Below are 21,758 nucleotides of genomic sequence, written 5' to 3'. Positions count from 1 at the left end.
AATAATTACAATCTGTGGATCACACGCTGATACCTCTCAGCCTATAAAGATAAGGGTGGTCTTGGTTTTTTATACAACTGGCCTAAAAATCGAAGATTTTTATGTAGGTTTGCCTGTACAAAGCCAGAATCACTATAAACAACCGTATGCAAGTCAAAGGTTTACATACAACGTTCAGGTATCGTTTATCAAGCCGGAACAGGGGAAATACAGGTAACGGTTTAGTAACTGTACCCTGTCTGAAAGGGGTGTTTTCCGGTCTTTTACGGCTTCATCAACCTGTTTGCCTTTTGATTAAAAATACTGAAAATCAGTCAGTTTGCTTCGATTTACGCAAGATTGCTTGAGGGAATTACTTTTTAGTTAAAATGAAAGATAGAGGTCAAAATAATAGTTTGTTGACTGCTGACTGTTGACTGATGACTGATGACAAATGGTGCGAAGCGACAGTAACTTGTAACTGAAATAAATTATATAAGATATGTCAGATTTAGAATTCCAGTCGAGAATAGATTTCTCCGAATTGAGCCGCAGCGTTCAAAGCATAAAAGATGAGATAGGTCGCGTTGTTGTCGGGCAACATCAGTTGATCGAGCAGATGATAGTGGCTATACTTGCCAATGGTCATGTCTTGGTGGAGGGTGTACCGGGCGTCGCTAAGACATTATCGGCAAAATTGTTAGCGAAGACTGTCGATGTAGGTTTTAGCCGCATCCAGTTTACTCCCGACTTAATGCCTTCGGATGTATTAGGAACCAGTATATTCTTTCCTGCATCGGGTAAATTTGAGTTCAAGAAAGGGCCGATCTTTTCGAATATTGTACTTATCGATGAAATTAACCGCTCGCCTGCTAAAACACAAGCAGCCCTTTTTGAAGTAATGGAAGAACGCCAGGTAACAAATGACGGGACAACATACAAAATGGGTTATCCGTTTCTTGTAATGGCGACTCAAAACCCGATAGAGCAGGAAGGTACTTACCGTTTACCGGAAGCGCAATTGGATAGGTTTCTATTCAAAATAGTGGTGGACTATCCTAATATTGTCGATGAAATCAATATTTTAGACAGGCAAAATAAGGGACAACTATCTGCCGACATTGGTATTAATTCTGTCCTTACTGCTGAGAAATTGACGTCTTTGAGGTTGTTGGTAGAGAAAGTCCTGGTAGAGCAACATTTATTGGAATATATTGCTCAGATTGTGGCTGCGACACGCCAAAGCCCGTGGATAACGCTGGGAGCTTCGCCTCGTGCCTCTTTGGCTATATTGAACGCTTCAAAGGCATTAGCTGCAATACGTGGGCGCGATTTCATCACACCTGACGATATTAAGGAAGTCGCTGTCCCTGTGCTCAGACACAGGATATTGTTAACACCCGAGAAAGAAATGGACGGTACATCTACCGATACGATTATATGCCAACTGATAGACAAAGCGGAAGTTCCCCGGTAATACGGTTTTTTAAGAGCCTGTATCTTTCAAATCGTTTTTTTATTGCTCTGGCACTGTGTGTGCTGGCTCTTTTCGCGTGCTTTGTTTTCGAGCATTATTTGTTTATTGTGCTGGTCGGCATCGGTGTGGCGGGTGTATTCCTGCTCATGGATATTATGGCTTTATATGTGCGATCCAGAGGTGTGCAGGCATCCCGGAATTGTCCGGACAGGCTCTCGAACGGCGATATAAATACGATATCGTTGTCGGTTAGCAATAGATATCCTTTCAGAATAGGTATAGAGATTGTAGAAGAAGTTCCTTTTCAGTTTCAGAAACGGGATCTGGCTTTCAACACTTATTTAGGAATCGATCGTTCGGAAGTTCTTTATTACGATCTGCGGCCTACCGAGAGAGGCGTTTACCGGTTTGGAGCTGTAAATGTATACGTAAGTGGCTTGCTCGGGTTTGTTTCCAGACGTTATATATTCGATGAGGGGAAAGAAGTCGCTGTTTATCCGTCTTTTATCGAGATGCGCAAGTATGAATTGCTGGCGGCTTCGCACCGGTTAACTGATTATGGAATCAAGAAAATACGCAGGATAGGGCATGCTACCGAATTCGATCAGATCAAACATTATGTGGCCGGAGACGATCCCCGCACGATTAATTATAAAGCAACTGCGCGTGTTAGTCAATTGATGGTGAATACTTATCAGGAAGAGAAGTCGCAACCTGTATATTGTCTGATAGATAAAGGACGTACGATGAAAATGCCCTTCAACGGGATGACATTGCTCGACCATGCTATAAATTCAACACTGATGGTGTGTAGTACTGCATTGAACAAAGGGGATAAAGCCGGACTCATTACATTTTCAAAAGATATAGACGAAATACTTGCGGCAGATAAGCAACGCCGTCAGAGAAATAAAATATTGGAGACCCTTTATGCCCAGAAAACAGATTTTAAAGAGTCCGACTATGAACGTTTATATGCTACCGTTCGGCGTAAACTGTCTCAACGCAGCCTGATTATTCTATATACCAATTTTGAGACGGTGAACGGCATGCGCCGCCAATTGAAGTACCTGAGCCATATGGCTAAAGATCATCTGGTGTTGGTCGCTTTTTTTCTCAATTCGGAGTTTAACGAAGTCCTCGATACAGCGCCTGCAAATATGGAAGAAATGTTCAGAAAGGGGATGGCTGAAAAGTTGTCGAACGATAAATTTCTTATTGTAAAGGAACTGAACAGATACGGGATTCACACAATCTTATCAAAACCGGAGAACCTGACAATAGATTCAATGAATAAATATTTGGAATTTAAGTCCAGAGGGCTTATTTAATCCACCCACATCAGATCGCTCATAATACCGTCCGAAATGAATATCCCTTTTCGGCTAAGTTTTAGTTTATCATCCGATTGGGTTACGAATCCTTGATTTACATACTTCCGGACATTTTTTAAACAGTATTCTTTTTTCTGATTACCAAAAAGTCTTTCCAGTTCATTAAGGTCTACACCCCACATTGTCCGCGTTCCGGTTAATATAAAATCATTATAGCGGGTGTTTTCATCGAGGTATTCTATTTCCAATGGAAGTTTCCCCGAACGGATACCTTCTGTATATTTGGATATGGAAGGAATGTTCCATGCGCGATTTTGCCCGTCAAACGAATGAGCTGCAGGGCCTAACCCCAAATATCTCTTTCCTGACCAATACGAGCTATTGTGCTTCGAATATAATTTATTTTTCGCAAAGTTCGATATTTCGTAATGTTCAAATCCGGACGACGATAGCCTGTCTATCATAGCAGAAAACATCTCCACGCTCAAATCTTCATCTACGGGCTTCACATCTCCCAATTTGAAAAGACGGTACAAACGCGTACCCTGTTCATAGATCAGATGATAGGATGATATATGTTGGATGTCAAGAGCCAGAGCTTCATCGAGGTTTCTGTTCCATATATCCAATGTCTGTTTTGGAAGTCCATACATCAGGTCGATGCTTATGTTATCAAATCCGGCGGATTTTGTCGATTTCACCGCGTCTTTTGCTTTTTGTGACGAATGCCTGCGTTTAAGGAACAGAAGTTCTTTGTCGTCGAAACTCTGTATACCGATGCTAAGCCGGTTAAATGGAAGTTCTTTTATTACTTGCAGATACCTGTCACTCAAATCGTCAGGATTGGCCTCCATTGTTATCTCGGCGTTTTCCGGTACTTTGAAGTTATGACGAATAGAATCAAATATCCGGTCGAAATCACTTTTAGATAATTGAGAGGGCGTTCCTCCTCCAAAATAGATTGTTTCAACGTTTTCATCGCAGATATAATCTTTACGTAGTTCTATTTCCCGGCATATAGCTGATACATAATCATGCTTCGATGACATATCGGTACGAGTATAGAAATCGCAATAGATACATCTGGTCTTACAGAAAGGGACATGTATGTATATACCGGCCATAAGGTAGATTTCAAAATTTTAAGATCTCAAAATTCAAAGATTCTAAATTTTCAAATTGGCACATTCTCAAATTGACTACTCCCTGTACATTTTATCTATAATATCCTTATATTTTTCGGCAACGAACTTGCGTTTTACTTTCAATGTATTCGTCAATTCACCACCTTCCATCGTAAATGGTTCGGCAAGTAGCCTGTATTTTTTTATTTTTTCGTATGGTGCGAAATTTGCCTGCAAAAGTTCTATTCTGGCATCCAACATGCGTAATATATCTACATTAGAAAAGAGATCTTCGACTTTGTCATATTGTATATTATTGGTATCGGCGTATTCCATCAAGGCTTTATAATCAGGGACAATGAGGGCGCTGACGAATTTTCGCTCATCAGCTATCACAGCTATCATGTCTACAAATTTATCCTCCATTACACGTGTTTCGATGGCTTGAGGAGCAATGTATTTCCCATTAGCTGTTTTAGCTAAGTCTTTGATACGTTCGGTGAGATATAAGACACCGTTTTCGATACGTCCGGCATCTCCGGTACGGAAAAAGCCATCTTCAGTAAAGGTTTTTGCTGTTTCTTCAGGTTTATTATAATATTCCCGCATTACAGTTTTACCTTTTACGAGAATTTCGTTGTTGCTTTCATCTATCCTTACCTCTACTTCCGGCATGAGAGTTCCTACCGAATCTAGAGCAAATTCTTTTTCCGGATAGAAGCTTACCGTTGCAGTTGTTTCAGTCAGTCCATAGCCTATAATGATAGGAATATTTACCGATTGCAGAAATTCGATAATGGCATCGGATAAAGGAGCTCCTGCACATGGAAAGATATTCCCCTTTTCAATTCCTACTACCATTTTCAACACATGAAAAATGGTATTGTTGTATAAAAAGAATTTTACCCGGGTACCGAAAGGAGCACGTAGATTCTTATTTTTATAGTCCAGATTATATTTTTTCCCGGTTTTGATAGCGTCGGTAAATAACCATTTCATAATACCCTTCGAATTGGATATTTTTTCATGTACTCCGGCATATACTTTTTCCCAAAAGCGAGGAACACTGCACATAATGGTTGGTTTTACCTGCTTGATGGATTTTTGTATTTCTTTGGCATCTTGGTTTATGGCAATGGTCATTCCCTTATGTATGGCGTAACAGGTCCATGCTCTTTCAAAAATATGCGCCAAAGGAAGGAAGTTCATCGATAAGTCTTTATCCGAAGTCATAGTTAACCTCATGTCATGTATGCGGAATACCTGCAAGAAGCATGAGTGTGGAAGAACAACACCTTTAGGCTCCCCTGTAGTTCCGGATGTGTACATGATACATGCTACATCGTCGTCTTTACGCGCTTTCATGCGTACACGTACCGTGACTTCCGCATTTGAGTTTTCTCCGGTAGCGATAAAATCGTCGAAATAGATAGAAGTAGTATCTTCGGGATGAAATTTCACTTTTTTATCGAAGACAATGATTCTTTCCAATACAGAAGATTTTTGCTGAACTTTAAAAGCATTGTTATATTGGAACTGTTCTCCGGCAAAAAGCGTATGTATATTGGCATCGTTTATTATGTATTCAATCTGTGTGGGTGAAGATGTCGCGTAAATGGGTACGGATATACATCTATTGGCATATGATGCAAAATCGGTATATAAATATTGCGGAGTATTTTGTGAATATACAGCGATTTTATCTCCTTCTTTTATACCCATCTCTGCCATTGCCCAGGCTGTTTTCATCACATAATCCGAAAACTTTTTCCATGAAATGTTTTTCCATTTTTTTTCTTCCGGACTTCGGTATTTGATTGCAGTTTTTCTTCCATACTTAATCGCTTGGCGGTGTATCAATATGGATAAATGATAATAGTTCATGGGCTGGTTGATTTCGTTTATTTTTTTGCAAAGTTAGGTTTTAATATGAGAAAAATACTATTTGGTTCTGTTTTTTATAGTTGTCTGGACATTGGTTGTCCTGTGAATTATATGGAATAATAAACAAATTGAAACCTCTATTCTGTGAATTGTATTACTTTTGTAATCAAAACAATTTTTATGGCAGGAAGTGGAATGAAAAGTTTGGCAAAAGATACTGCAATTTACGGATTAAGCAGTATTGTCGGACGTTTTCTTAATTGGTGCTTAGTCCCGTTGCATACATATATATTTACAAACCCGGAAGAGTTTGGTAAAGTTGGATTTATTCAAGCATACACTGCTATCTTTATGGTTCTGCTTACCTATGGTATGGAAACTGGTTTTTTCCGGTTTATGAATAAGCATGATAATCCGAATAAAGTATATTCTACCTCGCTAATATCCTTGGGAACAACCTCTCTTTTATTTATTCTGCTATGCTTTTACTTTATCGTTCCTATTTCTGAGAGCATGGGGTATACCGAGCACAGGGAGCATCTTATGATAATGGTGATTATAATAGCTGTAGAAGCTTTTATAACAATCCCCTTTGCTTATTTAAGATACCAAAAAAGACCGATAAGATTTATGTCGCTCAAAATGACATTTATATTTTTCAATATATTTTTTAATTTATTATTTCTAATTATATGCCCTTGGTTATACAAAAATTATCCGGACTTTGCCCTTAATAAATTCTATCATCCTGATATGGGGATTGGTTATATATTTCTAGCTAACCTTATTGCAACCCTTGCTACATTATTACTTCTTATCCCTACTGCAATGAAAGGATTGAAGTTGCAGTTCGATAGTGTATTATTGCGACAGATGTTAAAATACTCTCTTCCTTTGATGATATTGGGTATAGCAGGCGTGATCAGTCAATCTGTTGCTCAGGTTATCTATCCCTATGTTTTTGAAGATAAAGCTGAGGCTTTTAGGCAATTAGGAATATACAATGCTTGTATCAAAATTACGGTTATTATTACGATGTTTACACAGGCCTTTCGCTTTGCTTATGAACCGTTCTTTTTTGGTCGAAATAAAGATGGGGGAAGTACAAAACCTTATGCCGATGCAATGAAGTATTTTATTATTTTTGCATTGTTAGTCTTTTTAGGCGTTGTATTTTATCTGGATATACTTAAATATATAATTAGCGAGAATTATACGGTCGGCATTGTCATTGTTCCTATTGCCATGATAGGAGAGATACTTTTCGGCATTTATTTTAACCTTTCTGTATGGTATAAATTAACTGACAAAACAAAATATGGAGCTTATTTTTCTGTTTTGGGTTGTGTCCTACAGGTAATAATAAATATCATATTTGTCCCTGTATATGGCTATATCGCAAGTGCCTGGGCAACTCTGATAGCTAATCTTATAATAGTAGGCATTTCTTATTATATGGGGCAAAAATATTTCCCGATAAAGTATGATTTAAAAAATATCTTGTTTTATTTTGCAATAGCTATCGCGTTTTATTTCGCGGCCATGTTGCCTGATATTGACAATGAAATATTGCGGCTGGCATACCGTACTATATACTTGATACTATTTACATATATCATCATAAAGAAGGATTTACCTTTATCGGAAATTCCCGTTATCAATAGATATTTGAAAAAAGATAAATTATAATTTAATAAAATCAGAATTGAATGAGAAAGTTATCACTATTACTTATTGCCTTTCTGTCGGTTTTATGTGTTAAGGCTGACGAAGGAATGTGGCTGCTGAAAGAACTGAACAGACAGAGTGCGGCTCGTATGAAAGAACTCGGCTTTACGTTTCCTGTAGATAAAATATACAGTGAAACAAATCCATCTCTGAAAGATGCGGTTGTTATTTTTGGTGGAGGCTGTACCGGTGTCGCGGTATCCGATCAGGGGCTGATATTTACCAACCATCATTGCGGATACGGAAGTATCCAAAAACTCAGTTCGATAGAACATGATTATCTCAAAGACGGTTTTGTAAGTCAGTCGTTTGGTGAAGAATTACCGGCCGAAGGGCTTGCGGTTTCCTTTTTGCAAAAAACAGAAGATGTAACAGATTTTGTTACAGCTACAGTTCAATCTGGAGACAGTGAAGAAGCTCGTGACCGGAAAATCGATTCTTTATCGAACGTATATCTTGAAAAATATAAAAGTAATAAATTTTTAAGAGCCCAGATCGTTCCATTCTATGCACATAATAAGTATTATGCTGTGATATACGAAGTATTCCGCGATGTACGTCTTGTATTCACTCCTCCATCCTCAGTGGGTAAATTTGGCGGTGAAACGGACAATTGGATGTGGCCACGCCACACCGGAGACTTTTCTGTATTCCGTGTGTATGCAAACAAAGAAAACAAAGCTGCTGAGTATAGTGCAGATAATGTTCCTTACATGCCTAAATATTCAGTTCCTGTTTCATTAAAAGGATATAAGGAAAAAGATTATGCCATGACTATCGGTTATCCGGGTAGTACAGAGCGCTACATTCCATCGTGGGGTATTAAACAAATGGTAGAGTCGGAACACAAACCACGTATTGAAGTTCGCGGAGCTAAACAAGAAATATGGAGCAAAGCGATGAATGCGAGCGATGCAATACGTATCAAATATGCTTCTAAATATGCCGGAAGCTCTAACTACTGGAAAAATGCGATTGGTATGAACGAAGCTATTGCGAAGTTGGGTGTAATAAAAGACAAAGAAGATCTGGAAAGCCGCTTTACACAGTGGGCTGCCTCTAACTCAGAATACAAAGACGCATTACCATTATTGAAGGAAGGCTATACTGAAACTATGGAAGTGACAAGGATACAGACATATCTGGTCGAAACATTCTATAGGGGTATTGAAATTACGGGTATAGCGAATACTACTCTTTTTGTAAACCGTTCGAATAAAGATGCTGCTGCAAAAAGTGAAGACCTGCGTGCTCGCTTGGCTGCGACATATAAAGACTACGAGCCATCGCTGGATCATAAGGTTATGCCTGTTTTACTGAAAATATACAGAGATAACGTTCCTGCTCAATATATCCCTGCAATCTATGATACAATAGATATTAAATTTGGCGGAGATTACCAGAAATATGCGGACTGGGTATATGAAAATTCAAAATTGACCAATCTGGAAGATGCTGTGTCTCTTATGGCTAGCGGAAATATTGATAAAGATCCTGCAATTGAATTAGCTAATTCACTTAGTCCGATATTAAAGCAGCTAAGAGATTCGTCATTGCCTTATTATGATCAGATAACTAAGGGAAACCGCCTGTATATGGCAGGACTGATGGCTATGGAACCAAATAAGACATTCTATCCGGATGCTAATTTTACACAACGATTGAGTTATGGTTCTGTAGGTGGTTATAAACCTGCTGATGCTGTTACATACGACTATTATTCAACATCGCAGGGTGTTCTTAATAAACAAGTACCCGGTGATCCGGAATTTAATGTACAGGAATATATTCTTAACGATTTGAAATCAGGTAATTTTGGTCAATATGCCGATAAAGATGGAAAGATGCATGTAAACTTCTTGTCGAACAACGATATTACAGGAGGCAACTCCGGAAGTCCGGTATTCGATGGAAAGGCACAACTTATTGGTTTGGCATTTGATGGTAACTGGGAATCGTTGAGCGGTGACATCTTGTTTGAACCCGCTGTTCAGCGTACGATTAGCGTTGATATACGTTATGTGCTTTACACCATAGATAAAGTGATGAAGTGCCCTCGTATTATTCAGGAACTGAAAATAATTAAGTAATAAATATTTATTATATGTTGAAACGGTCGCAACTTGCGGCCGTTTTTTGTCTCGTCTCGCTAGTTTAAAAAGGGAAAAGCTTGGCGCTCAGGAAATATATCTATAAATTTGTTTCACAAATTAAACTATATGATAAAGAAAACCATCTTACTGCTGACTATATTTATTGCTTCATTTACTTATGCGCAACAAGTAAAAATAGCGGGGAAGGTGTATGATTTTCAAAAACAACCACTGGAAAATGTATCCGTGTCTCAAGCTTATAGCAGAAACAGTGTAATGACAAATACCCGGGGCGAGTATATTATCTCTGTTTCGCCAGGAGACTCTGTTAAGCTTATTTTTTCATTGCTTGGCTATCGCCAACATCAGTATATTATCTCCCGATTGGATAAAAATATTGAATTGGATGTTGTAATGGACGAAGATAGCCGGGATTTGAATGTTGTAACGGTCGAAGGGCAGCGTACTGTGACTACTGTTATTGAGCGAATAGATTATTTGGCAACCAAACGCGCTTCTAGTCCGTGGGGCAGTCTCGAATCGCTTCTTGTGACTATGGGTGGTGTAAGTACAAACAATGAGTTGAGTTCTCAATATTCTGTGCGAGGTGGAAATTTCGATGAAAACATAGTTTATGTCAACGGATTGGAGATATATAGACCGTTGTTGGTGCGTTCGGCTCAGCAGGAAGGGTTAAGTTTCATAAACCCTGATATGATCAAAACCATCGCTTTTTCGGCTGGAGGATATAGTGCTGAATACGGAGATAAAATGTCTTCAGTTCTCGATATTACATACCGTAAGCCCAAAAAGTTTGAGGCGTCTGCTTCTGCCGGATTTTTGGGTGGAGATGTACATGTGGGTAATTCTTCGGGACGTTTTTCTCAAATTACAGGGATTCGTTATAAGACAATCCGTTCATTGATGAATACAACAGATACAAAGGCCGAATATGACCCTTCTTTCTTCGATATTCAATCTTTCATAACATATGATTTGTCTTCTAAATGGGAAATCAATTTCTTGGGAAATTATTCGCATAACCTGTATAAATATACCCCGCGTACGCGCAGTACAAGTTTCGGTACATTGCAAATATTACGGAATTTTACTGTTCACTTCGATGGACAGGAGAAAGATAAATTTCTGACATATCAGGCTGCTTTGACTTTGAAAGGAAAGGTCAATGATAATTTGAATATTGGAATAACAGGCTCTACGTTTGCCTCCGATGAGCAGGAGCGATATGATATTGAAGGCCGTTATCTGTTGAAAGAATTTGATGGATCAGGAGCTGAGGTGACGGACGATTCCTCTGTCTTGGGAATAGGTACATACATGGAGCATGCACGTAATAAGGTAGAGTCGGAAGTATATACTTTTACGCATTTCGGTGACTTTAAGTTAAATAATCACTTGCTAAAATGGGGGCTAACATATCAACGAGAAAATATAAAGAATAAGATTAAAGAGTGGGAGATGCGCGATTCGACGGGATACTCATTACCGAATACAGGCGTAGACGTGAATATGTATTCAAACCTGAAATCGGATAATCGCATCAATTCATCGCGCTTTTCAGGATTCTTGCAGGACACTTATCGATTAAAAACTGAAAAAGGATTATTTATACTGAATGCCGGACTTCGTGCTACTTATTGGACCTTCAATGAAGAGTTTATATTTAGTCCGCGCGGAGCTTTAGCTTTTGTGCCGAAAGGTATGGATAACTTCTCTGTACGCCTGGCGGGAGGAATCTATTATCAGGCCCCTTTCTATAAGGAGTTTCAGCGCATAGTCAATGTTGATGGAAATAATGTTGTAGAATTGAATAAGGATATTAAATCTCAAAAATCGATTCATATAGTTTTAGGGAGTGATTATTATTTCAGAGGTAAAGATCAGAGTACTCCTCCTTTTAAATTGTCAGGCGAATTATATTACAAGAACATGTCCGATCTGATACCATATACCGTAAACAATGTGAAAATCAGATATTCGGGAGAGAATTCGGCTGATGGATACGCTATGGGGCTTGACCTGAAACTATATGGTGAATTTATACCCGGAGCAGATAGCTGGGTAAGCTTTGGTATAATGAAAGCTCAACAGGATGTCGAGGGTGTGAAAGTCCCGCTACCTACCGATCAACGATACAATTTTTCCCTGTTTTTCCAGGATTACTTTCCCGGTTACGAGCGTTTGCGTATGAGCCTCAGAGGACTTTGGTCGCAGGGATTACCTGTTTCGGCTCCATATAACGGATATGAGAACGGATATTTTCGTACCCCGGCATATAAGCGTGTTGATATTGGCTTTTCGTGGCAGATATTAGGTGAAGATTTTGCTATTCGCAATAAGAGTTCATTTTGCAAAACATTCAAAAATATATGGTTAGGATTGGATGTGTTTAATATTTTTGATATGCAGAATACAAACACATATTATTGGGTGAGCGATGTTTACAATCAGCAGTATGCTGTTCCTAATTATCTTACGGGCAGACAGTTGAATGTGAAACTGATGGCGGAATTCTGATGAATAAGGGAGAGTGTTTAATAAATCCCTCTTTTTAACATCTTTAATACAGGGCAACCCGTCAAAAAAATGAAGAATTAAAAATTAAAAATGAAGAATGGTGCGAAGCGACAATAACAGTCAACAGTTATCAGCCAACAGTCAACAATGGCGCGAAGCGACAAAAGCTTATAACTTGTAACTAAATTAGTTTTATCTATAGATAGTGGTAATTTGAAAATTAGCGAATTTGAAAATTTGAAAATGAGTGTAGAAGTTTGTTACTTTTTAGTTAAAAATCAATACCCACAAGCAACTTTGCGTAAGTTGAAGCAAACTAACTGATTTACAGTGTTTTTAATCAAAAGCAAACAGGTAGATGAAGCCGTAAAAAGACCGGAAAATACCCATTTTGGACAGGGTACAGTTACTAAACCGTTACCTGTATTTCCCTGTTCCGGCTTGATAAACGATACCTGAACGTTATATGTAAACCTTTGATTGGCATACGGTTGTTTATAGTGATCCTGGCTTTGTACAGGTAAAGGTAATAAAACACTAGTAAAAAGCTGTCAAAAGTTTTGTTAGCGCTGGTTAGCCGTATTTTGCGTAGCGGCAGATAACTCAATGGTAAATAATTTTGAAACTTTAATTGAGTTATTGTATGCGAAGTACATTTAAAGTATTATTCTATTTGAAGAAGAACAACCTGAACAGGGACGGCGAAGCCCCCATCATGGCAAGGATTACCATCGACGGTACAGATATAGCATTGATAGAGCTTGCCCCGGCCTTTATCACCGGCTTTGAGCTTTACCTTGCGACCGTCCCGAAGCTGGCGCACAATACCATCTGGCTTTATATGATGCCGCTCCGCAGGATGATAAGCATAGCTATTAACAACCGGTGGCTGACTTATGACCCGTTTAGTGGCTATGAGATTGCAGCGGAGGAAACGGACGCGGGCTATCTGGATAAGGACGAAATAAGGGCTATCATGGACGCCCCGCTCAAGAAAAGGCTCGAACTGGTACGGGATTTGTTTTTCAGTTCCTTTTTTCCCAATTGCTCACAAAGTGCCGTTACCTTCCCAACAAACATTTCCAGCCGGAACAGCAGTTCGTTGAATGTTTTTTCGTCGATAGTTATCGTACTCATAAATATCCTGTTTTTTTAGGTTTGTCGCAGGCAAAGCTATACGGATTGCAGCTGTAAATACAATGGAGGGAGCACAAGCGTCATCATACGGCATTATATGTCATACCAGCGGTACACTATAACCAAAATCCATATTCCCGAACTTTGCAGGATAAAAAGCAATATAAATACAAAAACTTATGGAAACAATTACAGTTAACGCGGCGGAATGGAACGAACTGGTTCGTAAAATCAATCTCATAGCTGAATTTATCGGACAGCTTGCAGGGCAGCTTCCTGCCGATGACAATGCATGGATGGACGAGGCACAGGTTTGCGGTTATCTGAAGGTCAGCACGAAAACTTTACAACGCCTGCGAAACAGCGGGGATATAAAATACTGTAAGTATTCGGTGAACCCTGTCTTTCTATCATTATTGCAGCATGTATCTTTGTTAGCAAAACAGAATTTATATGCGAAGCAAAAAGTGGAACATAGAAGTTTTTGAAGCAATTTACAATCGTTATCTTGAGAGCGGTTTACCGCCGAAAGCCTTCTGCGCCAATGAAGGGATACGCCTGGATCGATTTTACGAATGGCGGGTAAAGTTGACCATCCCAAAGAAGCGCCGGTTCATCCCCGTAAAAGTGGGTAACCAGGGTCAATTACGCCTGCCTCACCGGAATAATCCTGCGTATTCATCCCCCGGTACTGTCCGGGGCGGGAGTTCATGTGAGATTGTCTATCCCAATGGTGTAACCGTGCGGCTGAACGGTACGGTATCACCGGAGATGTTGCGTACCCTTATACTTTTAAACCGGAGCCGTTAGCCTGTGTTCTGCCTGAATGAGTCGAACCGGTATTATTTATACCCTTATCCGTGTGATATGCGAAAAAGCTTCTACACCCTGAGCGGCATTGTGACTAACCGGATGGGCATGGATGTTCAACGGGGTGAGGCATTCATCTTCATCAACAAGAGTTGTACATCCATGAAAATACTTCATATGGAATGCGGTGGCCCGGTGATCTACCACCTCCGGCTCGAGGAAGGTTTCTTCCATCATGGGTGCCCCTGGCCCGGTTATGACGTATGGTTGAAGCCATCCTTTCACTTAATTCCCGCTTGGACTCACGTATATAAGTCACGGGAAGCCTGCCCTGTGTACTTTGGAATATCTTCCGTGATTTGCGCTCAGCCTTCCTGCGGTGAAACCCGTCCACGATCCGGATGATATCCTCTTCCGGACTGCCGACAACAGGCATGGTATAGCCGTCCTCCTCGATGGACTATACAGCACGCCGATTCTACGCTTTATCCCGTGCCGGCGCATATAGTCGAGGACAATATGGAGCATCACTCCGCTGTCTTTGCCTCCCTAAAAAGCAAGGTATATATTCTCAAATTCCGAGAATATATACCAGATACGCTCCAAGGTGACCTCATAAACATTCTTTGCGCAGCCGTTCATATGATCTTTGCCATTTTAAAATACTTCGTCCGTTCCTTTTCTACAGAGAATCCCATTTCTTCAAGGAGAGGCCGGTCCGAATTGTCGGCAACGAAAGTTACGAGCGTCCCTTTCTCTAAGTGCAACCGGACGTGACTGCATTATTTACTTATGTCATCATTTTCAGCGCAGGCCGAAAGCTGCGGTTTCATTTTCATTTTTTCCGCGTTAGCGTTATCGGAATATCCTCTTCTCCTTGAATATGCAAGGTGCCTGTTAAGAGGTTTCCCTTGATATACATTCCGCCTATCTCAAGCACCAGCGGGGGACGGCTGTCGTAAATCAATGTCAGCGTCCCGTATTTGATTGTCCACTGAAAAGTCAGATTACAAGCGGGTTTAGAATTTGAAGTGGAACCAACATAATATTGCTTGTCGGAGCCTGTGCCATTGTCTATGAAATAGAGTTCGCTGATTACAGGCCGGTCGTTGAAATTGAAGCCTAAATCTCCAACCCATTCACTGCCCGTCAATTCATCAAAGATTTCTTCGTCTTTCTGACAGGAAGACAAACCAAAGGTTAACACACACAATGCAACTAATTGCATAAAATGTTTCATCATTTTCATTTTACTATTTTTCATTTTACTATTTAAAAAAATTTCGGACTATTCATCGGCCGGTCTTCCTTTAACAGGAAGAACCGGCATTTTTATTTTTACCGGATGATAAAGTGAACTGGCTGCCAGTAATATCTTTTTTTCATTCTAATCGCGTTCTTAATATGTATATAATATGTCCTTATTTACCGGTACGTCATCTTATACGTTAAGATACTTCGGCTACTGTCCATACCTTCTGTATGTATTTCCATCGCGGCCGACAGGCCGGAGGGTAATACCCTGATAGCGATGTCATACAGGTAGCCGCGTACGGGCAGCGGGAAATTCGGGCCTGCAACATATTCCCTGCCGGTTCCGTCTATCGAGGTCAGTATCCTCAAGCGCGGAACCTGCGTGGATTCATAAATGTATGTGATGCCCTGGTAGGTTCCTGCCGAAACAGGGTCTAAGGCTACCTGCGGATAAGCAACCAGCTCCGGAGGGCTGAACGCAAGCGTACTACCCGGTGCGTAGAGCGTATAGGGCGCGGTATTTTCCACAATAAAGGAATTGTCCGCACCGGCTTGTGCATTCTCCAGGGTAATGCGCAACTTGGCGCAGGCCCGTGTCAAGGTGATACCGACCGGGTTGGCGGCGGATGTACCGCCCAGGTTGATATTTGCCGCCTGCCCGTACATGGGCAGCCCGGAGCTGAGCATCGCCGCGGTGATCAGCGGCCCCTGCGGGGTTGCCAGCGCCTTTATATCACCGACAGAAGTTATCGCGTTCAAAGAGGCTATATCGTTGCAGTTGGCCACCACATAGATATCCCGGAACGAAGCCGTCGCAGGATCCAGCGGCAGGCTGACCAGCGTGCAGTTATCGCCGGAGGGCGTGAATACCGTATGGATAAATCGGTTTAACACGGTGTTACTCCCGGGAGCGGTCAGAAAGACGCTCAGGTCTTTTACCGCATATTCCGCAGGCAGGTCGTCCGGGTCGCCCGCCGCCTTCAGGCTTGGCGCAGGTCTCAGTACCAGGGAGGTTTCCCGGAGTGTTTCCTGAAAGGGCTCCCCATCGTTGTGGCAGGCGGTCAGCAGGAAAAGCGCCAGGGTGAATGCCATGTATATGTTACCGGTTTTCATTGTTCTTGGTTTTGTTATTCTACATTTCTGACACAGCGCGAGACGGTCGAAGAAAAGCTATAGCGTTCGAAGCGCTGGTACAGTACCTTATCGTAATTGGCCGGATCGGCGTAATCCAGATAACCGCTATACCAGTAGCCTTTGACCTGGTGCACCACTTCCATCGGGTACCAGTCTTCGATACCCTGGAACGGCGGTGCCGGATAGGGCCATCCGCCCGGAAACTGCCGGCGTGTAACGACAATATCACCGGGCGTGAAAAAGGCATCGATGATCCCCAGTTTTTCGCTGCCGAAGCTATCTCCCCCCTGCGTACCGGTCAACAGGTATTTGGACATGTCCACTCCGGTTAATTTTCCCAGCAAGTCCTGTGCCTGTTGCCGCAAAGGTACGGAATAAAAGGGCAGGCCGGAATTAATGCCGAGCCATGTATTAGATTGCCATATCTTGTAAGTTTGGTCGAACAGCGCAAGGAACGACATCATCTCGCAGGAATTGATCAGCCTCCAGCCAGGTCCGTATTTTTTCTCACAGTAATACGGAGGCTGCCCTTTGATGATATTCGGCCCCTGTACATTCGGGTCCCACCAGTTGACCTGGTCGCCGTAAGCGCCCATTAATCCCTGTTGCAGGAGTTCATTGGTCGAGCGTATCTCTATCTTCCCGCAGGAGGTAGGCACGATCACGCCCGGGCCGGTCGGTACTACCGGAGGTATGGAGATGCTCTGCCCATCCTGGAAGATATACACGTAATCGTCTTTCTTCCACGGTTCCACACAGGTCTTTAAGGTGATACTTCCCCCGGTACTGATATAGGCGTTTATCCGGTAGCGATAATTGCGTATGACACAGCTGTCGGACAGGGAAGGCACGGTACGTCGCTGGGCGGTCAGCCCGGCCTTTGCCTTGTCCGTGAGGATGGGAAAGGCACGGTTGTTGATATGCAGCCCGGTAAAGCCGGCATTTCCGCTTTTATTCAGCAGTTCGGGGATATAGAAAGGCCCCACAGCCCCGATCGAGTCCCTGGTATAATCCAGGCCGGACAGGTCAGCGGCAGGGGAAGAGGCCGCCTGCCCGCTATAATAAGTATCTGCCGCGGGAACCGAAAAAGCCAACGCCACGTTTTGCAGTTGTACCGAGGAGACGGTACTGGTAGCCGGCAGATCGCTGCCCGGCTCTTTCTTATAGAATACGACATCCACCCTGGCTAAAGACCGTACCAACTCGACTTTAGGTGTCGGTAAGGCCAGGGGTTCGGGGGACGCTTCGGTACCGCCCTGCAATACGCTAATCCCTTTGTAATATGCCGACATCAGGAACCGTCCCGGGGCAGAAGAATTGTCCGGCTTAAAACCCGGATTATAGGTCAACTGACTGAAACGCGGATCACTCTGCAACTGCGACACACTGGTCACTGAGGCCAGCGCCTGGCTGAAGCCCGCATAGGCCGATTCGTTGGCAAAGAAATAAAAATCGTAGATTCCCGGCTTGAACTTTATCCCGTGGCTCCGGCTACCGAAACCGGCGGGAAAATCAGGGAGGCCATTGTAGACGGTATTGCCGCCTGCATCGAAAGCCATCATCCGTACTTCGCTTACCCGGTCTTCCCCTCCCGCGTCTTCATTGATGCTCCCCGAAGAGGCTTTTACAGACAGGTAGATATAAGACTGCCCCGCATCCGGGCTGTGCGAGTCTTCTTCACGGCAGCCCGTTAACAGCAGTAGTAATACGCAAAGCCGGATATACAGAAGCGTCTTGAATTCCATCGTTTTCATAAGTCGGTCGTATAGCTGTGTACCAGCCAGTTATTCACCCAAATCTCCATAATCATAAAGGTTCCGCACTGGCATTGGTCTTTTGCCGTGAAACGGATCGTGAAATCATGGTCGCAGGCCAGGTTCACTTCCGGGTTTTTCAACAAAAGGGTTCCCAGCAGGTCGCCGCGGTATAAATCACGGTCCAGGCGTTTATCCCTGACCACCAGTGTATTGTTATATCCTGTGGCCAGTTTAAGAATCGTAAATTCCGCTTCTAAAATACCACCGGAAAAGACAGGCGCAGAGCCATAACGTATTATTTCATCGGGAGCTATGCTGCCGTCGATGCGCATAGAGCCGTTCGCGGATTCTATAAATACTTCATAATCGTCGGCCTGAGGTAGCCCTTCTATGGAAATAGCCATACGGTTCGTAATTTCCTGCATATTGACCGCTACGGATTCAAAGACAGACCCGTATTCGGCAGGGTCGGGCAGGAAGACCACAGGGCTTTCACCATAATACACGCTTCTGCCGTCTATTGAAGCAGCCTGTCCCGCAACCCGCTGTATATGGAACAGCAGGTCATTCTTTACCGTTATCTTTTCTTTTAAGAAGCTTAGATCGAAGGCTTGCGTATCCAGTCCGCTCCAGGCCACCACGGAGTACAAGCCGTTTTCGACTTCTAGTCTTTTACGGAAATGTTCCGCTAAACCAGCATCACCGGCCGCCTGGTATAAAACCAGTTTATCGTTACGGTCGAAGATACATAATTTCAAACCGGATAAGTGCGGATATACCGTATCGGTATGGCACGGGGTTTTACTGTACAGACGGACATCTATCCCCTGCGGGCAGTCGTCCGTATGCTCATAAACACAACCGCTTATACCGGACAGGATAAAGGCGCCCAGCAGGAGGTATCTTAGTTTCCTCCTGCCTGCGTACCCTTGCTTTGCCATCGTTTTGCGCATGCCTTTGCTGTTTGTATGGTTAATTACAGGTCTATATCATAGGTATGTACCGTCCATGGCAGCACCACCACATCCACAGACATGTAAGTATCGGTAGAACTCAACGGATCGGTAGGGTCAACCGGGTCTTCCGGTTCCGGACCGTTCGGTTTGGGATCAGGGTTACGTGGCGCGTCGGGACCGGATGGGATCAGTGGGTTCCAGTTCAGGCCGATGCTCTTGAACGAATTGATATTGATATGGTAGATATTGTTACGGATGGTAGGGGAATTGACCGGCTGGCTGATATTATCCGGGTTCAGCCAGATATAATACAATACTTTACCATTCGGGTAGGTAGACACCGGCTGGTCCTGCACGCCCATCCCGGCGGTATAACCCTGCGCGTTTTGGATGCTGGAATAGATTTTACCGTCGATCCCCCCTACATAAAAGGTGTCGTCGGTCAACGACCCGCCATCGGCGATAAGGGCTGCCGCCGGCGTAAACTTAGCACGTACAAGCACATAGGCTGTATTGCCTTTCCGGTAACGGCTGGAGGATAAGTCGGCGCCGCTCAGGTGGGTATTTTCCAGGAAGAATTTCCCCGGAAGGTACATATACGCCCCGTTAGTTCCCGGTTTGGCAGGTACCGCGTCGGCCTGGTTCTGCAGGTCGGAATAATCATAGTAAGTGGTAGCGGTGGTCGCATAGTCGGTTGTAGGACCCGGAAAATAATCATAGCCCCAGGTCTTGGTGCTGTTATCCGCGTTGGTCTGAGGGAACAGGTATACCGAATTGGCTCCCTGGGCGATCGAATAGGTCACATTGCTGATTGTTCCCAGGGTTGTGCCGCTTTTGTCCACTACGTTTCCCTGGGCCGAAGATGTCACGATCACGCGGGAAGGAACCCGTACCAGGTCCATATTAATTATATTTTTCCTGCTGCTGATCACTTCCTGTTCACTGATGCCGTCTTCTATATTGAAGACGCTGCTTTTGCCGCTCAGCACCAAAATATCCGCATTAACGGTCACACCGCCGATAACGGCCGAGTTGTTCGGGTCGATCCGTGCCAGGGAAGACAGCGGCAGCGAGGATGACAGGACATAGCGGTAGTCGTCAGCGGGAGCCGCCGTCAGAGACGGAAGGGGGCAGTTGATGACAACGATCATTTTCTTGCTGCCGGGAGCCGTCTTAAACGGTTTGGCCAGGTCGATATGGTCATAGCCGCCGGCATCCGAATGGAAGGTGTAATCGCCGTTCACGTGTGTCAGCCTTCGGGTCTCGAGCATGGTCGTCCCGTCAGACGAGACCAGGTATATATCCAGTGTGTTGATGGCTGTCACCCCTGTATAGATCCCGGCATTATTGTAAGGATTGTCATCGGCGGCTTTCAACCCCGCCTTAGGTAGCCGTAAGGTCAGGCTCATATAGGTTGTCATATCCTTCGGATCCGTGGGCTTCTCTCCGTTTTCATCCGAACTGCAGGCTGTAAATCCCGTAAGCAGGAACAGCGCTGTTAAAAAATTCCATAGTTTTCGTTCCATAATTTTAAGGGTTAATTGTTCGTATATATATTTATCTCTATTTATCTGTTTGCTTTATCCTCTGCCACCGCAGGCATCGTATAACTGATCCGGTACTCACACACGCGCAGGGACGGGTAAACCTCCCGCAGCAGGTAAGCGTAGGTTTTTCCACTATTATATGCCTTCAGCTGGGCTTTGCGGGTCGGTAAGTCCGCAAGGTCCAGGATATGCAGGATACCGGCTTTCTCTTCTTCGCTCAGAGCGTCTGTGCCTGTTACCGCGGCGCGCAGCCCTTCCCAGTTCTCTCCCTTGGAGCGCACACTGAAACAGCCTGCATCGAAGCCATAGGCTGCAACCATATAGTCACGCAGGGCAGCCGCACGCCTTTCGGACAAGCTTATGTTATGGCTTAGCTCCCCTTCGGGGGAGGCATAGGCTTCCAGGGTGATGCTTTCTATCCGGGAACCCGGTATTTCCAGGACGGTTCCGACCGACCGCGCTATTTTGGCCAGCTCCTGCTGGTTATCCCCGTATTCCGGATAGACCACATAGCGGTCTACGGGAAACAGGATGCAGGCGCTGCCGTTTTCATGCCGGTACTGGATTTCGGGACAGGGAACGGTTACGGTATCATGTTGTATGCCGGGCATCGGTACAGGAAGGGGCACAGACGGAACAGGGTATGTTTCAGGCGTACCGTGCCGTCTGGCTGTACTGCCCAAGGTATAGGAGATCGACAGGCCGGCCATGGTCGGGCCCCAGTAATGCTTCTGGTCTGATTCCAGTTTCTGTCCGCAGGTGCGGCAACCATCCGGGCTTGTTCCGTCGGCTGCGTATTTTGTATAGTCCATATACGCGTATCCGCCGCCGAGGGTGGCCTCCAGCGCCCAACGCCCCGAAAGGCTCCACCGGTACCCGCAATGTCATTAAGTTAAGGATTTATAGTATTGATTATTAGGCGTATTCGCTTTGATTTGTGATATATTTTTATTATATTTAAGTAGTAATTAACAAGTTATTATAATGCAAAAAAAACAACATCAAT

At 43.5% G+C, this 21,758-nt stretch carries 17 protein-coding genes and 1 pseudogene; 10 read left to right on the top strand and 8 right to left on the bottom strand.

From position 1 onward, the window contains the following. From ACYPZI_RS13295 to ACYPZI_RS13285, 3 genes are all read left to right on the top strand, one after another. Positions 1-217 (top strand): hypothetical protein (locus ACYPZI_RS13295; protein ID WP_459602397.1); only part of this gene is annotated, 217 nt, incomplete at its 5' end. A 264-nt stretch (positions 218-481) separates the two neighbouring features. Continuing rightward, positions 482-1,456 carry an AAA family ATPase gene (locus ACYPZI_RS13290; protein ID WP_459602395.1) on the top strand — a complete coding sequence of 325 codons (975 nt, stop codon included), beginning with the start codon at positions 482-484 and terminating at the stop codon, positions 1,454-1,456. Beyond that, positions 1,420-2,787: a DUF58 domain-containing protein gene (locus ACYPZI_RS13285; RefSeq protein WP_459602393.1), complete on the top strand. Its 1,368-nt coding sequence runs from the start codon at positions 1,420-1,422 to the stop codon at positions 2,785-2,787. The genes ACYPZI_RS13290 and ACYPZI_RS13285 overlap by 37 nt, the downstream gene beginning before the upstream one ends. On the opposite strand, the gene hemW is transcribed toward ACYPZI_RS13285, so the two are convergent. Both hemW and ACYPZI_RS13275 read right to left on the bottom strand, forming a co-directional pair. Further along, positions 2,784-3,914: a radical SAM family heme chaperone HemW gene (hemW, locus tag ACYPZI_RS13280; RefSeq protein ID WP_459602391.1), complete on the bottom strand. Its 1,131-nt coding sequence runs from the start codon at positions 3,912-3,914 to the stop codon at positions 2,784-2,786. The two genes, ACYPZI_RS13285 and hemW, sit on opposite strands and share 4 nt — an antisense overlap. Before the next feature lie 75 nt (positions 3,915-3,989). Next, positions 3,990-5,798, bottom strand: coding sequence for an AMP-dependent synthetase/ligase (locus ACYPZI_RS13275; RefSeq protein WP_459602389.1), 1,809 nt, complete (start codon positions 5,796-5,798; stop codon positions 3,990-3,992). Between the two features lie 180 nt (positions 5,799-5,978). On the opposite strand from ACYPZI_RS13275, the gene ACYPZI_RS13270 reads away from it, so the two are divergent. The 7 genes from ACYPZI_RS13270 to tnpB all read left to right on the top strand — a co-directional run bounded on the left by ACYPZI_RS13270 (position 5,979) and on the right by tnpB (position 14,509). Continuing rightward, the gene (locus ACYPZI_RS13270; RefSeq protein ID WP_459602387.1) at positions 5,979-7,487 is read left to right on the top strand and encodes a lipopolysaccharide biosynthesis protein; all 1,509 of its coding nucleotides are present in this window, start codon (positions 5,979-5,981) and stop codon (positions 7,485-7,487) included. A gap of 20 nt (positions 7,488-7,507) precedes the next feature. Further along, positions 7,508-9,616, top strand: a complete 2,109-nt coding sequence (locus ACYPZI_RS13265; RefSeq protein WP_459602385.1) for a S46 family peptidase — start codon at positions 7,508-7,510, stop codon at positions 9,614-9,616. 129 nt (positions 9,617-9,745) lie between these two features. Next, positions 9,746-12,157, top strand: coding sequence for a TonB-dependent receptor (locus tag ACYPZI_RS13260; RefSeq protein ID WP_459602383.1), 2,412 nt, complete (start codon positions 9,746-9,748; stop codon positions 12,155-12,157). 643 nt (positions 12,158-12,800) lie between these two features. Continuing rightward, the gene (locus ACYPZI_RS13255; protein WP_459602381.1) at positions 12,801-13,313 is read left to right on the top strand and encodes a phage integrase SAM-like domain and Arm DNA-binding domain-containing protein; all 513 of its coding nucleotides are present in this window, start codon (positions 12,801-12,803) and stop codon (positions 13,311-13,313) included. Positions 13,314-13,473: 160 nt separating this feature from the next. Further along, positions 13,474-13,782, top strand: a complete 309-nt coding sequence (locus ACYPZI_RS13250) for a helix-turn-helix domain-containing protein (RefSeq protein WP_459602379.1) — start codon at positions 13,474-13,476, stop codon at positions 13,780-13,782. Next, entirely contained in the window at positions 13,748-14,104 is a 357-nt protein-coding gene (tnpA, locus tag ACYPZI_RS13245) for an IS66 family insertion sequence element accessory protein TnpA (RefSeq protein ID WP_459602377.1), read from the top strand. The genes ACYPZI_RS13250 and tnpA overlap by 35 nt, the downstream gene beginning before the upstream one ends. Positions 14,105-14,161: 57 nt before the next feature. Further along, positions 14,162-14,509: an IS66 family insertion sequence element accessory protein TnpB gene (tnpB, locus tag ACYPZI_RS13240; protein ID WP_459602375.1), complete on the top strand. Its 348-nt coding sequence runs from the start codon at positions 14,162-14,164 to the stop codon at positions 14,507-14,509. Between the two features lie 430 nt (positions 14,510-14,939). On the opposite strand, the gene ACYPZI_RS13235 is transcribed toward tnpB, so the two are convergent. The 6 genes and pseudogenes from ACYPZI_RS13235 to ACYPZI_RS13210 form a co-directional block, all read right to left on the bottom strand. After that, complete coding sequence (locus tag ACYPZI_RS13235) at positions 14,940-15,368, bottom strand: hypothetical protein (RefSeq protein WP_459602373.1); 429 nt, start codon at positions 15,366-15,368, stop codon at positions 14,940-14,942. Positions 15,369-15,529: 161 nt separating this feature from the next. Next, complete coding sequence (locus tag ACYPZI_RS13230) at positions 15,530-16,471, bottom strand: hypothetical protein (protein WP_459602371.1); 942 nt, start codon at positions 16,469-16,471, stop codon at positions 15,530-15,532. 14 nt (positions 16,472-16,485) lie between these two features. Further along, the gene (locus ACYPZI_RS13225; protein WP_459602369.1) at positions 16,486-18,246 is read right to left on the bottom strand and encodes a hypothetical protein; all 1,761 of its coding nucleotides are present in this window, start codon (positions 18,244-18,246) and stop codon (positions 16,486-16,488) included. After that, positions 18,243-19,190, bottom strand: coding sequence for a FimB/Mfa2 family fimbrial subunit (locus tag ACYPZI_RS13220; RefSeq protein WP_459602367.1), 948 nt, complete (start codon positions 19,188-19,190; stop codon positions 18,243-18,245). Before ACYPZI_RS13220 ends, ACYPZI_RS13225 begins: the two co-directional genes overlap by 4 nt. Positions 19,191-19,225: 35 nt before the next feature. Continuing rightward, on the bottom strand, positions 19,226-20,731 hold the full coding sequence (locus ACYPZI_RS13215; protein ID WP_459602365.1) for an Mfa1 family fimbria major subunit: 1,506 nt from the start codon (positions 20,729-20,731) through the stop codon (positions 19,226-19,228). 41 nt (positions 20,732-20,772) lie between these two features. Beyond that, positions 20,773-21,621 (bottom strand): annotated as a pseudogene (locus ACYPZI_RS13210) (DUF3575 domain-containing protein); the annotation flags it as partial. Positions 21,622-21,758 lie beyond the last annotated feature (137 nt).

The organism is Dysgonomonas reticulitermitis (assembly GCF_054601275.1).
Note: the sequence above shows the minus strand (reverse complement) of the source record. Positions and strands in the feature narration are given on the sequence as shown.